Annotated in this window: 16 protein-coding genes; 11 read left to right on the top strand and 5 right to left on the bottom strand. The window is 64.3% G+C overall.

What is annotated here, in order from left to right; translation table 11 throughout:
- Nucleotides 1-65: 65 nt before the first annotated feature.
- The 3 genes from BEP01S_RS02450 to BEP01S_RS02440 all read left to right on the top strand — a co-directional run bounded on the left by BEP01S_RS02450 (nt 66) and on the right by BEP01S_RS02440 (nt 2,209).
- Nucleotides 66-1,142: an NAD(P)-dependent alcohol dehydrogenase gene (locus BEP01S_RS02450; RefSeq protein ID WP_062240238.1), complete on the top strand. Its 1,077-nt coding sequence runs from the start codon at nt 66-68 to the stop codon at nt 1,140-1,142.
- 17 nt (nt 1,143-1,159) lie between these two features.
- Nucleotides 1,160-1,627 (top strand): VanZ family protein, encoded by a 468-nt coding sequence (locus tag BEP01S_RS02445; protein ID WP_244882025.1) that lies wholly within the window; start codon nt 1,160-1,162, stop codon nt 1,625-1,627.
- Nucleotides 1,628-1,735: 108 nt separating this feature from the next.
- The gene (locus tag BEP01S_RS02440) at nt 1,736-2,209 is read left to right on the top strand and encodes a VanZ family protein (RefSeq protein WP_062240235.1); all 474 of its coding nucleotides are present in this window, start codon (nt 1,736-1,738) and stop codon (nt 2,207-2,209) included.
- Nucleotides 2,210-2,239: 30 nt separating this feature from the next.
- On the opposite strand, the gene BEP01S_RS02435 is transcribed toward BEP01S_RS02440, so the two are convergent.
- On the bottom strand, nt 2,240-2,674 hold the full coding sequence (locus BEP01S_RS02435) for a MarR family winged helix-turn-helix transcriptional regulator (RefSeq protein ID WP_062240233.1): 435 nt from the start codon (nt 2,672-2,674) through the stop codon (nt 2,240-2,242).
- 141 nt (nt 2,675-2,815) lie between these two features.
- Between BEP01S_RS02435 and BEP01S_RS02430 the strand changes: the two genes are divergently transcribed.
- Nucleotides 2,816-3,259, top strand: a complete 444-nt coding sequence (locus tag BEP01S_RS02430) for a VOC family protein (protein WP_083532461.1) — start codon at nt 2,816-2,818, stop codon at nt 3,257-3,259.
- Nucleotides 3,260-3,296: 37 nt separating this feature from the next.
- On the opposite strand, the gene BEP01S_RS02425 is transcribed toward BEP01S_RS02430, so the two are convergent.
- From BEP01S_RS02425 to BEP01S_RS02410, 4 genes are all read right to left on the bottom strand, one after another.
- A complete protein-coding gene (locus BEP01S_RS02425; protein WP_244882024.1) occupies nt 3,297-3,536 on the bottom strand; it encodes a DUF1905 domain-containing protein in 240 nt (79 codons plus the stop codon).
- 45 nt (nt 3,537-3,581) lie between these two features.
- Nucleotides 3,582-4,553, bottom strand: coding sequence for a methyltransferase family protein (locus tag BEP01S_RS02420; protein ID WP_062240229.1), 972 nt, complete (start codon nt 4,551-4,553; stop codon nt 3,582-3,584).
- Nucleotides 4,550-5,455, bottom strand: coding sequence for a PhzF family phenazine biosynthesis protein (locus tag BEP01S_RS02415; protein ID WP_062240226.1), 906 nt, complete (start codon nt 5,453-5,455; stop codon nt 4,550-4,552). Before BEP01S_RS02415 ends, BEP01S_RS02420 begins: the two co-directional genes overlap by 4 nt.
- A gap of 118 nt (nt 5,456-5,573) precedes the next feature.
- Nucleotides 5,574-6,761: an ROK family transcriptional regulator gene (locus BEP01S_RS02410; RefSeq protein WP_062240223.1), complete on the bottom strand. Its 1,188-nt coding sequence runs from the start codon at nt 6,759-6,761 to the stop codon at nt 5,574-5,576.
- 95 nt (nt 6,762-6,856) lie between these two features.
- Here BEP01S_RS02410 and BEP01S_RS02405 point away from each other — a divergent pair, with 95 nt between their 5' ends.
- The 7 genes from BEP01S_RS02405 to BEP01S_RS02375 are packed head-to-tail and all read left to right on the top strand — an operon-like array spanning nt 6,857 to nt 14,890.
- The gene (locus BEP01S_RS02405) at nt 6,857-7,957 is read left to right on the top strand and encodes a Gfo/Idh/MocA family protein (RefSeq protein WP_062240220.1); all 1,101 of its coding nucleotides are present in this window, start codon (nt 6,857-6,859) and stop codon (nt 7,955-7,957) included.
- Nucleotides 7,958-7,976: 19 nt separating this feature from the next.
- The gene (locus tag BEP01S_RS02400) at nt 7,977-9,491 is read left to right on the top strand and encodes a sugar ABC transporter ATP-binding protein (protein ID WP_062240217.1); all 1,515 of its coding nucleotides are present in this window, start codon (nt 7,977-7,979) and stop codon (nt 9,489-9,491) included.
- Complete coding sequence (locus tag BEP01S_RS02395) at nt 9,488-10,573, top strand: ABC transporter permease (RefSeq protein ID WP_062240215.1); 1,086 nt, start codon at nt 9,488-9,490, stop codon at nt 10,571-10,573. The genes BEP01S_RS02400 and BEP01S_RS02395 overlap by 4 nt, the downstream gene beginning before the upstream one ends.
- Nucleotides 10,570-11,718, top strand: a complete 1,149-nt coding sequence (locus tag BEP01S_RS02390) for an ABC transporter permease (protein ID WP_062240212.1) — start codon at nt 10,570-10,572, stop codon at nt 11,716-11,718. The genes BEP01S_RS02395 and BEP01S_RS02390 overlap by 4 nt, the downstream gene beginning before the upstream one ends.
- 16 nt (nt 11,719-11,734) lie before the next feature.
- Entirely contained in the window at nt 11,735-12,952 is a 1,218-nt protein-coding gene (locus tag BEP01S_RS02385; RefSeq protein WP_174521209.1) for a substrate-binding domain-containing protein, read from the top strand.
- A gap of 22 nt (nt 12,953-12,974) precedes the next feature.
- The gene (locus tag BEP01S_RS02380; protein WP_062240209.1) at nt 12,975-13,880 is read left to right on the top strand and encodes a sugar phosphate isomerase/epimerase family protein; all 906 of its coding nucleotides are present in this window, start codon (nt 12,975-12,977) and stop codon (nt 13,878-13,880) included.
- Nucleotides 13,877-14,890: a sugar phosphate isomerase/epimerase family protein gene (locus tag BEP01S_RS02375; RefSeq protein WP_062240205.1), complete on the top strand. Its 1,014-nt coding sequence runs from the start codon at nt 13,877-13,879 to the stop codon at nt 14,888-14,890. The genes BEP01S_RS02380 and BEP01S_RS02375 overlap by 4 nt, the downstream gene beginning before the upstream one ends.
- Nucleotides 14,891-14,990: the final 100 nt, after the last annotated feature.

Raw genomic sequence — 14,990 nt, 5'->3', positions numbered from 1 at the left:
AGACTGCGAGCCGCAAGCGCTGGACGTTGTGGCCCAGCAACGGACATGGAATCCAAGGAGATCACATGAGCATCAGCGTCAAGGCACTGCAGAAGACGGGACCGGACGAGCCGTTCCGCGTGGCCACGATCGAACGCCGGGATCCCCGACCCGATGACGTCGTCATCGACATCAAGGCCGCAGGCATCTGCCACAGCGACATCCACACCATCCGCAACGAATGGGGCGAAGCGCACTTCCCGCTCACCGTCGGCCACGAGATCGCCGGCATCGTCGAGGCCGTGGGCTCAGACGTCACCGATTGGAAGGTCGGCGACCGCGTGGGCGTGGGCTGCATGGTCAATTCCTGCGGAGAGTGCGAGGAATGCGTCGCCGGTCAGGAGCAGAACTGCCTGAACGGACAGGTCGGCACGTACAACGTCGAAGACGTCGACGGCACGATCACTCAGGGCGGATACGCGCAGAAGGTCGTCGTCAACGAACGCTTCGTCTGCCGCATCCCCGACGCTCTCGATTTCGACGTCGCGGCGCCGCTGCTGTGCGCGGGCATCACCACCTATGCGCCGCTCAACCGCTGGGGCGCCGGTGAGAAGAAGAACGGCGCACCCAAGCAGGTCGCCGTGCTCGGACTCGGCGGACTCGGCCATATGGGCGTGCAGATCGCCGCGGCCATGGGCGCCGAGGTAACAGTGCTCTCGCGCACGCTGAAGAAGGAAGCCGCGGCACTGGAACTCGGTGCGAAGCGGATGCTCGCGACCACCGAGGAGAACTTCTTCGGTGATCACGCCGGCGAATTCGACCTCATCCTCAACACGATCAGCGCCGACATCCCCGTCAACCGCTACCTCCGCCTGCTCAAGCCTCGCGGAGTCATGGCCGTCGTCGGACTGCCGCCCGAGAAGCAGCAGTTCTCCTTCGGTGCGGTCATCGGCGGGGCCAAGGCGATCGCCGGATCGAACATCGGCGGCATCGCCGAGACCCAGGAGATGCTCGACTTCTGCGCCGAGCACGGCATCGCCGCGAAGATCGAGACGATCCCCGTCACCGAGGCGGACGCCGCCTACGACCGGGTCGTGGCCGGAGACGTGCAGTTCCGCGTCGTCATCGACACCGCGAGCTTCGACACGGTCGAAGCCGTCTAGTCGGTCAAGGGGGAGCGATGACGGGGTCGACGCGGAGGCTGCGGACAGTGCCATTGGCGCTGCTCATCCTCTACACGGTCTTCATCGGCCTCGTCACGCTCACACCCAACCAGATGGACACGGGCCCAGGCTCGTTCATCATGGGGCTGCTCGATTTTCTCGCCTCCCACCGGGTGACCGCGTGGATCGACTACGACATCCTCGAGAAGCTCGCGAACGTCGGAATGTTCATCCCGTTCGGCCTGCTCGTGGCCCTCCAATTCGGCCGCAGCCGCTGGTGGGTCGGCTGGGTCGCGGGGATCGCGTTCACGTGCCTCATCGAGGGCACTCAGGCGACCCTGCTCTCACCCACGCGCTTCGCCACGGTCAGCGACCTCGTGACGAACAGCCTCGGTGCCGGGATCGGTGCGGTGCTCGGGCTCATCGTCATGATCATCTGGCCGCCGAGGATGGACCGGGTTCCCGTCGACCACGAGGTCCGGTGAGGGCCGGGTCGCGGGTTTCGGTGAGAGCAGGGGCATGGTCTCCAATGAGAGCAGGGTCATATCCGGATCTGAGGATGCGCCAAGGATTCGGCCGTAAGTTAGTCGGTGATGACTGCTCGTGATCAGCGCACAGTCGGTGCGCCGCTGGCCCTTCTCGTTCTCTACACACTCTTCATCGCCGCCATCACGCTGACCCCGCAGCAGATGGGCACCGGCCCGGACACGCTCATCGGGCATCTGCTCGACCTCTTCGCCGCTCATCGCGAGACGGCTTGGCTGACCTATGAACGGGTCGAGAAGCTCGGCAATGTGGCGATGTTCATTCCCTTCGGCTTCCTCGCGGCCCTGCACTTCGGGCGCCGGCGCTGGTGGCTCGGATTCCTCTTCGGCGCGAGCTTCAGCGCCGCCATCGAGATCTTCCAAGGCACCGTGCTCACGCAGACTCGGTTCGCCACGCTCAGCGACCTCGTGACGAACACTCTCGGCGCCGGCATCGGCGCACTCCTCGGCCTGTGCTGCATGGCCGTCTGGCCAGCGCGGACGGCTCGGGCAGGAGCGGACCGGGAGCTCGCGGCCGTTTAGGTGGCCTCAGCCTTCTTCGGCTTCTTCCGGCTATTCGAGGGCCGCGATGCATCGGCCGAGCGCCTCGGTGACCATCGTCCGAGTCTCTTCGTCGAGCGGTGAGACCATGCGAGCAGTGACCGCCTCGACGCGGGAGACCGCCTGATCGAGCGCCTCAACGCCTGTCGAGGTGAGGCGAGTGGGCAGGGCGCGGCCGGATTCCGCCTTGGCCGGTCTCGTGATCAGCCCCCGTTCCTGGAGTCCGCGCAGCAGCGTATTCATCGTCTGCCGGGTGACGAACGCGCCGCGCGCGAGCTCGGAATTCGATGCCCCCGGCCGCCGCCGCAGCTGCTCGAGGCAGTTGTACTGCGGCGTGGTCAGCTCCAGCGGTCTCAGCGTCTCGTCCATCCGGGAGCGCAGCGCTGTCTGCAGATGCTTGAGCTGATAGCCCAGCAGAGATTCGAGCTTCACGGCTTCCTCGCGCATTGTTCTCCCTCTTTTCCCATGCTTTCACTCTTGCCCTATGTAAGCATACTGACATATATTTATCTATGTCAGGACACTGACATTCAAATCATGAGAGGGCCTCCACGAGACGGCGGGCCGTCAGGAAAAGAGGAGACAGTCATGAGCGAGACAGTCGACACTGAAAAGACCGAAACCGCGACAACCAGCACGGGAAGCACCGCCGCAACGTCGGCCGGCTCTGTGAGCGGCCCGGATTTCATCGCCCTGCAGGTGCGGAATGTGGAAGCGGCCGCACAGTTCTATGAATCGCGGCTCGGGTTGACCCGAGCTCCGGCCGCCCCTCCCGGAGCAGTCGTGTTCACGACCTCGCCGATCCCCTTCGCCGTGCGCGAACCGCTGTCCGGCGTCGACCTCGACTCCGGCGATCGTCCGGGGAACGGGGTGGCGCTGTGGCTGAGGTGCGATGATGCGCAGGCGCTGCATGATTCCCTCGCCGAGGCGGGGGTGGAGATCCTCCGTGCGCCGGCTCCTAGCCCCTTCGGGCTGACCTTCACGATCGCCGATCCCGACGGCTATGCAGTGACCCTGCACGACGCCGGGTGATCAGTGACGCTGGGTGATCAGCTCAGCGAATGAGGCGTCAGCTCAGCGAATCGAGGGTCTCACCACCGGCGACGCCGATCTTCTCCCGGTGTTCCTTGGCCAGCGGGAGCAGGTACTTCCCGCCCATCACCGCGGTCGTCGATGGATAGGAATAGCCTTCGATCGTGACGATGACAGGGACCCGCTTGCCCACGCCGAAGCCGAGGACGATGTCCTCGGGAACCTCGATGCCGACATTGTTGCCCAGGGCGAGAAGTTCGGTGGTGAACGTGACCATGGGGCCTCCTCGGTGAGTGGTCGTTGTCAGCTGAGCGTAGGCCGATCAGTCCTCGTCGACAAGGTCGGTATCGGATTCGGCGGTCGAGAAGGTCGGCCACCAGCAGCGCACCCGCTTGGCGTAGTCGCGGTATTCGTCACCGAAGCGCTCGATCAGATCGGTTTCCTCGTGGGGGCGGATGAGCCAATTCCACAGCAGCGAGCCGATGAGCGCGTACACGACGACGAGCCACGAGCCGATGAGCAGACCCATCGCCATGCCTTGGATGACGCCGGCGATAGCCATCGGGTTGCGGACGAAGGCATAGGGTCCGCGGGAGACGAGATGGTGGGCCATCTGCGAGGGCAGCGGAGTGCCGGAGCCGAAGTTCGCGATCGCTCGGGCCGACCAGACGCCGATGACGCTGGAGAAGGCGAGCAGGGCGAAGCCGACGACGACAATGAGGATCGGGAACTTGTAGGCGAGGTTCCACCGGTCTTCGAAGGCATTGATGATGACCGGGATGATGACGAGGAAGACGCCCCAGAAGACGACGATCTGAATCGTCGTGTGCACGAGCACGCGAGAACGCACTCGAGTATGCGAACTGTGGAACGCGAAGGGCCCGATGAGGAGCTTCTCGGACGGGATGCGGCCGAAGATCATGAGCACACCGGCAAGGAGGCTGCCGAGCGCGGCGAGGATCATAAGTACGGCACCGAGGCCCGCCTCGGTGGTGGCGGTGGCATAGATGACCATGCCCAGGGCCACGATCACGGTCCATGCGGTGGCGATCCACACCGCCCAGCGGAAGTTGAGCGCGGCCAGGGCGGAGGCGATGACGAAGAGGGGGATGTCGACGAACGCGATGAGCAGCGGGTTGATGCCGCCGAGCGTCGCGGACGCCACACCGGGAATCATCGCGGTGCCCAGCCACCATGCCGCTCCGGCGAGGGCCTGGAGGGCGAAGTACATGCGGCCGTGGAAGATGCGCAGCCGCTTCTTCGGTTTGTTTGCTTCTGTCAGATGTCGATTCATGTGTGCACCGTCCCGCGGACGCAGATGGACGTGGCTCCGCCGATCCAGATCTCGTCGTGCTCGGCGGAGATGGAGATGACTCCGGAGCGGCCGAGCGCGGTTCCCTGAGTCGCGGTGTAGCTGTTCGGGGCCAGGTTCTCACCGATGAGCCATTGGGCGACGGAGGCGTTGAGGCTGCCGGTCACCGGATCCTCGGCGACGCCGACTCCGGGCACGAAGGCGCGGATCTCATACTCGTGGTCCGTTCCTTCCGGGTGGGCGCCGAGGACGCCGAGCTTCGCATCGGGGATCGCCGAGAAGTCGGGGTTGAGAGCGAGCACCTGTTCGGCGCTTGCCAGTCGCACGGCCGCCCAGCCGGGTCCGTTGTCGGCCCACTGGTGATCGAGGATCTCGGAGCGATCGACGCCGAGGGCGGTCGCGATCTGGTCGACGTACACGTCGTCGAGCGGCCCCGAGCGCAGGCGATCGGGGGCGGCGAAGGCGAGGGTCTCGGAGGGTTCGACGGTCGGGTCGGTCTGGTTGGTCAGGTCGATTGTTTGGGTCGGGCCGCCTCGGCGAGGGGATCTGCGGATGTCGACGAGGCCGGCACCGCATTCCTGGACGATGCGGTCCTCGTGCTTCGGGGCGCCGCCGGCGTCGAGCCAGGCCGCGGCCGAGCCGAGCGTGGGGTGGCCGGCGAAGGGCAGCTCCCGGTGCGGGGTGAAGATGCGCAGGCGGTAGTCGGCCCCGGGATCGTCGGGTGGGAGGACGAAGGTGGTCTCGGACAGGTTCGTCCAGTTCGCAATGCGGGCCATCTGCGTCTCATCGAGGCCATCGGCGTCGACGATGACCGCGACGGGGTTGCCCTGGAAGGGCACGGCAGAGAAGACATCGACCTGGGCGAAACGACGGTGCTGTGACAATGACACTCCTTCGCATGATGCGGACCACGCTGCGAGCGGGGGATTGCGCGGGCGCTTCTCACAGTGTAAAGGCCCAGGCCGGAGCGTCGGTGGATTGGCCCGCGGCGACGCGGGGGTGTCAGGTGTGGAGGGCGGCGGATATCCGCTCGGGTGACAGCGCCGCATCAATGGCCAGACGGGCCGCGCCGAGGATTGCGGCGTCTCCGGCTGCACGCGAAGGGGCGATCGTGAGGTGCTCGGTCGACAGCGGGATCGACCGTGCGTAGACGACTTCCCTGACCCCTGCGACCAAGTGTTCTGCGGCCTGTGCCATGGTCCCGCCGATGAGGATGAGCGCCGGATTCATCAGGCTCACGCACGTGGTCAGCACCTCACCGAGATCGCGACCGGCTTGGCGGACGGCCTGAATGGCCTGCAGGTCCCCGTCTTTGGCGAGACGGACGACATCGCCGGGCGTAGCAGCGGGTATTCCGGAATTGGTCAGGTCCCGTGCAATCGCTCGTCCGGAGGCGACTGCTTCCAGACACCCGCGATTGCCGCATGCGCAGGGGATGTCCGCAGCACGGGAGAGTGCGACATGGCCGATATCGCCTGCTGCGCCGTGGGAGCCGCGGCGCAGGGAACCGCCGGAGATGATTCCGGCCCCGATGCCCGTGGCGACCTTGACGAAGATCAGGTCGGATGCTTCGGGCCAGGCCGCAGTCTGTTCGCCCAGTGCCATGATGTTGACATCATTGTCGACGAGGACCGGCGCCGAGAATGTCTTCTTCAGTGCTCCGGGGAGGTCGAACCGGTCCCAGCCGGGCATGATCGGAGGGTTGATCGGTCTGCCCGTTGAGAATTCGACGGGACCGGGCAGCCCGATTCCGATGCCGACGACCTCTCCGATGCTGCGCCCGGTCTGTTCGAGCAGTTGGAGGGCGGCAGTAGTCATCCAGTCGACGGCATCGTCGGGACCTGTGGAGATGGCGCGTTTGGCGCGATGATCGGCAAGCAGCTCGCCGGCCAGGTTCGTCACCGCGATCCGCGCATGTGAGGCCCCGAAATCGGCAGCGACGACGACGCGGGCCCGAGGATTGAAGGCGAACTGCGAGCTCGGTCGACCTCCAGTGGATACCGCATCATCGACCGGGGCGATGAGTCCCAGTCCCAGCAGCTGTTCGATCCGGTGCGCCACTGTCGGGCGAGACAGGCCTGTCGAGCGAACCAGTTCCGCTCGCGTCCGCGGTCGACTGTCACGCAGCAGCTGAAACAGGCCACCGGCATGGGACAGGTCGAAAGTGTGCGGATCGGTCGACAACGTCATCCATTCAGTAAACCACATTGCGACTTCTGAGCGATCGACTAAATACTTTTGAAAAAACATTGACAAAAGAGATGATGCAGACAACATAATGGTTCATGGTCAATGTTGCTCAAGCGGTTCCGCAGGTCCCTCGAATCGGCCTCCTCGGCGGCGGTTTCATGGGTCGTGTCCACAGTCGAGCCGCACGTTCAGCCGGAGCCGTGCTCGACAGCGTCTCCGCCTCCAGCCCAACGCGAAGCGCCGAGGTCGCCGATGAATTGGGGATCGGACGGCCGGCGTCGGGAACTGAGTTGTTTGAGCGATCGCTCGACGTAATCCACATCTGCACTCCCAACGACGTCCACGCTGCGCAATCCCTGCAGGCACTGGACGCAGGGGCGAACATCATCTGCGAGAAGCCGTTGGCCACGAATTCGTCGGACGCGCGTGCCGTGTTGGCCCGCGCCGAGGAGGCCGGGCTGCTCGGGACGGTTCCCTTCGTCTACCGCTACCACCCGATGGTGCGTGAAGCCCGCGCCCGATTCCGCGAGGGCCGGGCCGGGACGCTGCTGACCGTCGACGCCGGATATCTGCAGGATTGGCTGCTTGGCTCGGGCGATGAGAACTGGCGCGTCGACTCCGAACGCGGCGGCCCCTCGCGGGCGTTCGCCGACATCGGCTCCCACCTCGTCGACCTCATCGAGTTCATCGTCGGCGACCGGATATCGTCACTGGTGGCGACGAGGAGAACCGTTCACCCGCGCCGAGGCGGCAGCGCAGTGACCACGGAGGACACCGTGGCGGTGACCGTCGAGTTCTCCGGCGGCGCCATCGGCTCGCTGCTCGTATCCCAGCTGGCGCCCGGCCGCAAGAACGGGCTGACCGTGGAGATCGCCGGCACCGAGGCGAGCATGCGCTTCGAGCAGGAGCGGCCCGAGCAGCTGTGGTTCGGTCAGCGTGCCGACAGTCGCCTCCTCGTCCGCGACCCCGACTCCCTGTCCGCCGACGCCGCCCGCCTGTGCAAGGTTCCGGCCGGGCACCCGCAGGGCTATCAGGATGCCTTCAATGCCTTCGTCGCCGACTCCTATGCGCTCTTCGCCGGCGAACAGAGAGAAGGGGTGCCGGTGTTGGCCGATGGTCTGCGCGCCCTGCTGATCACCGAAGCTGTTCTGAAGTCTGCCGACCATCGTTCTTGGGTCGAGGTCGAGTCGCTGTGATCACCGCAGGAGCACAGACATGAGTACTGCAGAATCGGTTTGTCCGGTCCTCTCGGCCGCCGGAATCACGAAGGGCTTCTTCGGAGTCGAAGTTCTCCACGGAGTATCGCTTGACGTTCGCTCCGGAACCGTCCACGGGCTCGTCGGTGAGAACGGGGCAGGAAAGTCCACTCTGATGAAGATCATCGCCGGAGTCCATCAGCGAGATTCCGGCGAGCTGCGGATCAACGGCGAACTGGTCGACTTCACTCATCCTGTCGAGGCCGAACGAGCCGGAGTCGCCACCGTGTTCCAGGAGTTCAATCTGCTGCCGGACCGTACGGTCGCACAGAATGTCTTCCTCGGACGCGAACCGCACAAATGGGGAATCGTCGACGCCGCCGCGATGAAGCGGCGGACCCAGGAGCTCCTCGACGAACTCGACGTCACCGGAATCACCCCAGAAGCGAAGGTCGGCTGGCTGACGGTAGCCGAGCAGCAGATCGTCGAGATCATCAAAGCACTGTCCGTCGATGCGAAGGTCATCTCGATGGACGAACCCACGGCGGCACTGTCGGACAACGAGGTGACCGTTCTCTATCGCGTAATCGACACGCTCAAGGCCAAAGGCGTCGCGATCATCTATGTGTCACACAGGCTGCAGGAGATCTTCGACCTTTGCGATGAGATCACCGTGCTGAAGGACGGATCCCTGGCGGCCTGCAGACCACGAGTCGAGTTCGACCATGCGAGCCTCGTGCGAGCGATGGTCGGCCGTCCCATCAGTGCATTCTTCCCGGAACCCGAACCTGGGACGACCATCGGAGAGCCTCTGTTGGAAGTGAACGACGGAGGGAATGAGCAGCTCGACAGCATCGAACTCGAACTGCGTGCCGGGGAGATCCTCGGCGTCTCCGGCCTCCAGGGCTCCGGGCGGACAGAACTGCTCGAAGCCCTCTTCGGAACTCAGCCGTTCACACGAGGTGCGGTTCGCCTGTCCGGGCAGTCGGTGAGCATCGGCACCGCTCGGCAGGGCGTGCGACACGGACTGGCTCTGGTGACGGAAGATCGCAAAGGCACTGGTCTGGCACTGTCGCAATCCATTTCGGACAATGCGCTGCTGGCTGTCAGAGCCGTGTTCCCGTCGAGAACTGCCCTGGTGAAGACGGAGATCCCGTCGATTCTCGAATCGCTCGAAATCATCAGCCGGGGACTCGATCAGGAAGTGCGAGCGCTGTCCGGAGGGAATCAGCAGAAGGTCGTCCTTGCGAAATGGCTGGCGATCTCGCCCCGGATCGTGCTGCTCGACGAACCTACCCGCGGGATCGACGTCGGAGCAAAGGTCGCGGTCTACCGACTGGTCCGGAGCCTGGCGCGCCGAGGCGTGGGGATCATCTTCGTTTCGAGTGAGCTTCCGGAGGTCCTGGGATTGGCCGACAGAATCCTGGTGATGGCCGATGGGCGGATCGCTGGAGAGCTGCCTCCCGGTTCGAGTGAAGAGGAGGTCCTGTCGATGGCGACCGGAACCGAAGCCCAGGTGGTGACAGAACGGTGAGAACTCGATTGCGCCGTCTCGATACGACGGCTCTGGTATACATCGCCTTGGTGATCGTGCTCATCATCGCCGCGATTCTCGTCTCCACAACGGGTCGCAACCTCTTCAGCCCCGGAAACATCCGAGACATCCTCACCGGTATGAGTGTGCTCGGCTTCGTTGCGATCGGACAGACACTCGTCATCCTCGGTGCATCCCTCGATCTGTCGGTTCCCTACGTCATGAGCCTGGCGAGCCTGATCGCGGCCCAGACGATGGACGGCAGAGACGGGATGGTGATCCCGGCAGTGCTGCTCACCGTGGCGATCACGGCTCTCATCGGGCTGGCCAACGGACTGTTCGTCACGGTGCTCAAAGTCCACGGCTTCGTCGCGACTCTCGGAGTCGGCCTGATGCTCAAGGGATACCTGGATACGAACTATCAGGGCACTGAAGGCGAAGTCCCCTGGTCATTCCAGCTCTTCGGAGCTTCGGGAATCGGGCCGGTTCCGATCTCGACGGTCGTCATGCTGGCCTTGGCTGCTCTTGTCGCCTTCATCCTCGTACGCACCACCTTCGGTCACCACCTCTTCGCCGCGGGAGGCAACGCAGAGGTCGCTCGCCTCTCAGGAGTCCGCGAACGCCTGCCGATCATCGGTGCGCATATCGGCAGTTCGGTCTGCGCGGGATTCGCAGGGCTGCTGCTGGCGAGTCGACTGGGAGTCGGAAGTCCGACCGTCGGCTCACAAGGCACTTACGATCTGCTGTCCATCGCGGCAGTCGTTCTCGGCGGCACAGTCCTCATGGGTGGGCGAGGATCGATCTGGGGAACCATCGGCGGAGTCGCGATCTTCGCGGTCCTCGACAACCTCATGAGTGTCATGCAGTTCAATCCCTTCCTCAAGGACGTCATCCGCGGGCTCGTCATCATCGTCGCCGTCGCGCTCTACGCGCGGCGCCGGATCATCGCCCGCCGGATCAGGTTCGCCCAAGCACCGCAGGGTCCGAACATCGCAACCGACAACCGCGCCGGCAGTGAGACTCCGCAGACTGAGAACCTCGGCGGGCGGGCGGCCGTCACCGGAGAGGGGAGCAGGTCATGATCTCCTCAACCGCGAACCCACGGTCGGGGCAGGCACAATCCGCGTCTTCACGGTCGGGGCAGGGCCGCCTCGGTGTCGGGGAACGGTTTGCCGAGCTCGGCCGGCGGGCACTCGATCCGAAGGGGATCGTCGTGGTCCTCCTCATCATCATCCTCCTGGCCATCGTCGTGCTCAATCCGAGCTTCGCTGAGCCCGGGTCACTGATGCGCTTCATCCAAAGGGTCGCACCCATCGCGATCGTGGCGATCGGACAGTATTTCGTCATCGTCAGCGGTGAGTTCGACCTGTCGATGGGAGCAGTCGTCACAGCTCAGGTGATGACGGTCGGGCATCTCGTCGGAGCCGATGAGTCGAAGACCGTTCCAGTGCTCTTCATCCTCGTCGGAATCGGCATCCTCGTCGGTCTGGTCAACGGATTGGCCACGACGCTGCTGCGCGTGCCCTCCTTCATCGTCACGCTGGGCACGATGCTCGTCATCCACGGTGCAATCATGTGGTGGACCGGAGGCGTGGCGACGAGCAACCCCGCCCAGAATTTCCGGCAGATCGGACGGGGCGGGTTCGCGGACATCCCGCTCATCGATTTCATTCCCTATGCCGTGCTCATTCTGGCGGCAGTGATCCTTCTGGCAGTGTGGCTGTCGCGTCGGCCCTTCGGTCGGACACTGGTTGCGATCGGAGACAATTCGGCGGCAGCGACCTTCGCGGGCACTCGGGTGTGGTGGACCAAGACCTCGGCCTTCGTGATCTCGTCACTGTCGGCCACAGTCGCCGGCGTACTGCTGGTCGGTTTCGCAGGGGTGCATCCCTCGGTGGGGCAGGGGTACGAATTCACGGCGATCACCGCCGTCGTCCTCGGCGGAGTGGTCCTCGGCGGAGGACGAGGCACTGTCCTCGGCGCTCTCACCGGAGCATTCACCTTGGAAGCCCTGTTCACCCTGCTCAACTTCACCGCGGTTCCGGCAACCATGCGCGATGCGATCCAAGGCGCGATCATCATCGCTGCGGTCGCCTATTCGGGAGTGGTCTTCGCCCGCCGACGCAGACGCGGCCGGACTCCAACCTCGACGGATTCACTGACCACCTCGGCGGAGACCACTCCGTCGACCACACCGGCCGGCGGCGATGATGCCGTACGGCAATGACAGAGGAGAAACCATCATGAGAACAGGACTGAGACCAGTGCTGAGGACAGCGGTCGCGCTGATCGGTGCCTCCGCGCTCATCGCTGTGGCCGGGTGCACAACCGACCCGACGGTGGAACCCGGCGGAGGTGAGGGCGGCGGCGAGGACTCCTCCGAGGAGTGGTTCGATCAGAAGGTCTATGATCGCCAGTTCGAAGAACGCGACGCCGTCCCCGAAGGGCCCGAGGACAAACCGTACCTGCAGATGATCAATCCCGAAATGGGAGACACCTCGGAGTTCAAGTCCGAGGGCGGGAAGAAGATGTGCTTCGCCAATGCTTCGATCTCGAACCCCTGGCGGCAGACCGGCTGGATCACCATGAACGAACAGCTGAAGGATCTCAAGAAGAACGGTGTCATCACCGAGATGGAGACCCGCGACGCGCAGGACAACGACGACACCCAGATCGCCGACATCGACTACTTCATCTCGGAAGGCGATTGCGACGGCTTCATCATCTCGCCGAACTCGACCTCGGCGATCACTCCAGCCGTTGAGCGCGCCTGCAAGACCGACAAGCCCGTCATCGTCTTCGACCGGGGTGTGGAGACCGATTGCGCTGTCACCTTCATCCATCCGATCGGCGGCTTCGCATGGGGCATCGACACCTCACAGTTCCTCATCGACAACCTGGAGAAGGGAGACAAGGTCGTCGCACTCCGGATTCTGCCCGGCGTCGATGTGCTCGAACAGCGGTGGGCGGCAGCCGAGAAGCTCTTCGCTGAGGCCGATATCGAGGTCGTGGACTACTTCACAGAGGGAGACCCGGCCGAGATCAAGAAGGTCGTCTCCGATGAACTCGCCAAGGGCGACGTTCAGGGTGTGTGGATGGACGCCGGCGATGGTGCAGTGTCTGCCGTCGAAGCCTTCGAGGATGCTGGAAAGGACTACCCGGTGATGACCGGCGAGGACGAGCTCAGCTTCCTGCGCAAATGGAAGGACACGGACATGACGGCTCTGGCCCCTGTGTACTCGAACTTCCAGTGGCGGACGCCGCTGCTCGCTGCGGAGATGATCTTCAAGGGTGAAGAGGTCCCGACCGAATGGGTGCTGCCGCAGAGCCCGATCACAGCCGAGGACCTCGATGAATACCTCGATCGGAACAAGGGAATGCCCGACGGGCACTATGCGAAGTTCGGCGGCGAGGACCTGTCCGGATTCCCTGAGGTGTGGCAGGACAGGGTCATTCCCTGAACCGTGAGAGTCGAGGCGGACCATGACACGTGAGATCGGAATCAACACCTGGGTGTGGTTGTCACCGCTGACGACCGACCGCCTCGGTGAGTTCGCCGGGCGTGCCCGTGAGTTCGGGTTCGATCTGCTCGAACTGCCGGTGGAGGCACCGGGGGACTGGGATCCCGGTGCCGCCGCCGAGGCGGTGGCCGATGTGGGCCTGAGCGCGCGGATCGTCGGGGCGATGGGTCCTGGCCGGGATCTCATCGACCCGAGGTTCCGGGCGGATACACAGGAGTACCTCCGTCATTGCGTCGAGGTGGCTGTCCAGGTCGGTTCGTCCACTGTGGCCGGTCCGTTCACGGCATCGACCGGCCGCGTGTGGCGGATGGACGCCGGGGAACGGACCGCCGTGGTTCGGACACTTCGAGAAGCTCTGCGTCCCGTTGCCGAATTTGCGGCTGCAAGAGGCGTGACTCTCGCCGTGGAGCCTCTCAACCGCTACGAGACGAGCATCATCAACACCGTCGAACAGGGGCTCGACGCGCTGGACCCCCTGCTGGGCGAAGGTATCGGCTTGGCACTGGACAGCTACCACCTCAATATCGAGGAACGGTCACCGGCCGCTGCGATCAGAGCCGCTGGGGAACACTGCCGGGTCGTGCAGGTCTGCGGCAACGATCGTGGGCCGGTGGGAGGCGATCACACGGATTGGGAGGCGTTCTTCGACGCGCTCGACGACATCGGCTACCTCGGTCCGCTCACTGTGGAGAGCTTCACCGGCGACAATGACACGATCGCCGTGGCTGCTTCGATCTGGCGACCGTTGGCAGAGACTCAGGACGCACTGGCGCGTTCGAGCGCTGAGTTCCTCACCGCGCTTCAGTCGGCGCGGGCCGGTGCAAACAAACACGATCACTCATCTAGTACTGCAGAGGAGCAGCCATGAGCGACAGTTCTCATCCCGTCACTCTTTTCACCGGCCAATGGGCCGATCTGCCGTTCGAGGAGGTGGCTCGGTTAGCTGCCTCTTGGGGTTACGACGGTTTGGAGATCGCTTGTTCCGGCGACCATCTCGATTTGGTCAGGGCCGATGAGGACCCTGCCTATCTGCGGTCGAGGCTCGAAGTCCTCGACCGGTATGGACTCAAGGTGTGGGCGATATCGAATCATCTCGCCGGTCAGGCCGTCTGCGACGATCCGATCGACTTCCGGCATCAGGCGATCGTCCGAGACTATGTGTGGGGCGACGGTGAGGCGGAAGGAGTGAGGCAGAGAGCCGCCGACGATATGAAGCGCGCAGCCCGGGTGGCGCGGGGCCTCGGGGTCGACACAGTCGTCGGATTCACCGGCTCGAAGATTTGGCCCTATGTCGCGATGTTCCCGCCTGTACCGGCGGCGGTCATCGACGAGGGGTATGAAGACTTTGCGAAGCGATGGAACCCGATTCTCGATGTCTTCGACGGTGAAGGGGTCAGATTCGCGCACGAGGTTCATCCCTCGGAGATCGCGTACGACTATTGGACCACCGTACGGGCGCTGGAGGCGATCGACCATCGCGAAGCGTTCGGTCTCAACTGGGACCCCAGCCATCTGCTGTGGCAGGGAATCGACACAATCGGCTTCATCACGGACTTCGCAGATCGCATCTATCACGTCGATTGCAAGGACACCCGGCTGCGGCCCCCGACCGGCAGAAGCGGAATCCTCGGGTCTCATCTGGCCTGGGGCGATCCTCGGCGAGGGTGGGACTTCGTCTCGACTGGTCATGGCGATATGCACTGGGAGGACGCGTTCCGGGCGCTCGCTTCGATCGGATACAGCGGGCCGATCTCCATCGAATGGGAAGATGCCGGGATGGATCGGCTCCACGGCGCGGCCGAGGCCGTCGGTCGGATCCGCGAATTGCTGTGGAAACGACCGGAGACCTCCTTCGACGCAGCGTTTTCGAATCAGTGAGGCGACAAGAGCATCAGCCCAGGTGATGCTTGTCGCGGGGTCGCGGCGCACCGACCTCCCGAATCGCTCAGGCGCACTGAACTCCCAAAGCGCGCTGAGG

Source organism: Brevibacterium epidermidis NBRC 14811, from assembly GCF_001570805.1.
GTDB classification, from domain to species: Bacteria; Actinomycetota; Actinomycetes; order Actinomycetales; family Brevibacteriaceae; genus Brevibacterium; species Brevibacterium epidermidis.
This window is presented reverse-complemented; position numbering and strand designations above follow the sequence as displayed.